Source organism: Nesterenkonia salmonea, from assembly GCF_005771525.1.
In the GTDB taxonomy this organism is placed as follows: Bacteria; Actinomycetota; Actinomycetes; order Actinomycetales; family Micrococcaceae; genus Nesterenkonia; species Nesterenkonia salmonea.
The window spans coordinates 1-2,015 of record NZ_VAVZ01000091.1 but is presented as its reverse complement, the minus strand read 5'-3'; the positions used below and the strand labels follow the sequence as shown (position 1 = coordinate 2,015).

General features: G+C 62.5%; 1 protein-coding gene. It reads right to left on the bottom strand.

From position 1 onward, the window contains the following. Positions 1-107 precede the first annotated feature (107 nt). On the bottom strand, positions 108-1,544 hold the full coding sequence (ltrA, locus tag FEF26_RS15380) for a group II intron reverse transcriptase/maturase (protein WP_229659625.1): 1,437 nt from the start codon (positions 1,542-1,544) through the stop codon (positions 108-110). Between the last annotated feature and the right edge of the window lie 471 nt (positions 1,545-2,015).

Genomic DNA, 2,015 nt, shown 5'->3' with positions numbered 1-2,015 from the left:
GAAGGGTCGACCAGCGGCGCCCTGTCCCCGTTGCCGGGGGTGGGTTTCCGCTGGCCGCCCACCGAACCGGACGTGCCCATTCCTGAGCATCCGGCTCTCCATTTGATTCATGCCGTTGCGGTGTCGGTCCAGGGTGTCGGAATACGACTTCCGCGATACCGGTACCGGGTAATCAGGATCGCGCGGGGACGGAATAGCTCGATCCCGTCGGCGCGGATCTCCCACCCGGGAAGGTAGCGGCGTTTCACGGTGCGCGCGCTGAGCTTGGGGTGTCGTTTCCGCAACCATCCGTAGATCCGCCAGAACATGTAGTGATCGACGTATCCGAAGGTGCGGTTGGAGACCCCGTGCTGGAAGTACGTGCACCAGCCCCGGAGTACCGGGTTGACCCGGCGGATCAACTCGGCCAGAGTCAGATGCGCTGTCCGGCGGGTCAGACCACGGAGTTTAGTGATGATCGAAGCAAGTGATTTCTTCGACGCATACGTGTAAACCCGGGTCTGTCCCTGGGTTCCCTTCTTTTGGTGGCGCTGAATGTGCCATCCGAGGAAATCGAACCCCTCGTCAATGTGGGTGAGTTTCGTCTTCTCCGCTGACAGGCGAAGCCCTATCGGAGCCAAGACCGTGGCGACTTCCTCCCAGAGGGATTCCGCGTGGGCACGGGAGCCTTTGACGAGTACGACGAAATCGTCCGCGTAGCGGATCAACTTCATCGTCGCGCCGCCTTTGCGACGGTGCTGTTGTCGTTGGCTGTTGGTGCCCAGCGCCTCCCACTTATTTTGGAAGTGCCAGTCCAGCCCGGAGAGGGCGATGTTCGCCAGCAGCGGTGAGAGTATCCCGCCCTGCGGGGTGCCGGTGACGGTGTCCCTGTGCACGCCGTCCTCGGAGAGGACACCGGCTTTCAGGAACGCGCGGATTAACCCCAGCACGCGCTTGTCCGAGACACGTTCACGAACCCGGCCCATCAGGGCAGTGTGATCGATCTCATCGAAGCACGCGGTGATGTCCGCCTCGAACACCCACTCATAGCTGAGGGATGCAGAAGCGAAATGGTGTATCTCCTCGATCGCGTCCTGCGCTCTGCGGCGCGGCCGGAACCCATACGAGGACGGATAGAAACCCGCCTCGAAGATCGGTTCCAGCACCAGCTTCAACGCGGCTTGCACGATCCGATCCGTCATCGTCGGAATCCCTAAGCGGCGGACCTTGCCGTTCGCTTTCGGGATCGACTTCTCACGAACCATCACGGGCTCGAGCTGTCCGGTCTTCACCATTCGGCGAATCCCGGCCAGCACGACGGGCACCTGATCCGAGGGTACCCGGCGAGGAATCTCGCCATCGACCCCGGGAGTGTGCCCGCCCTTGTTGCCCCGCACTCGTTCCCACGCTGCCATCAGGAACGCGGGATCGTAAACGAGATTGAACAGGTCATCGAAACGACGACCAGGATCGGCCGCCGCCCAACGGTGCAGTTTCGTCTGCATTACAAGTACCCGGTGCCATGCCTCCTGGAAGTCGGCGGGCCACGGAACGCTCGTATTCACGGGCGTAACTCCTTCCTACGCATCAGAACGCTGCGAATCAAACTGGGTCCCTTTGCCATGTGGACGGCTTTCCCGCCCTCGGACTACTACGGACCCTCCGCCCCCTCCCGCCGGCATCAGCGGTCGGCGCGCCTTCCCGTACGATGCGTGACCGGATGTCACGGCGTGCGGGACCGACGAGAGGGTTCCCACGTTCACTGTCTGATCGGTCGACGGGATCGGCACCCAGCTATGCTCCAGCACCCTCGCCATGGCTACGCCGCGGGCATTCATCATGGCCTCCGGCACCGACATCTTCAGCCGGTGCCCGAGTTCCCCGCCCGGAAATTCGAGTGGGGACGCGGTGCAAGCCAACCCTGATCCGCCAGGTTCGAGTTGGTACCACGCTTGAGGAGCGTTACGACACTGGTTCCTCACGTATGCCTTTCCGTCTTGCTAACCGGACCCGTACCATCTGGCAGTACTGGCACG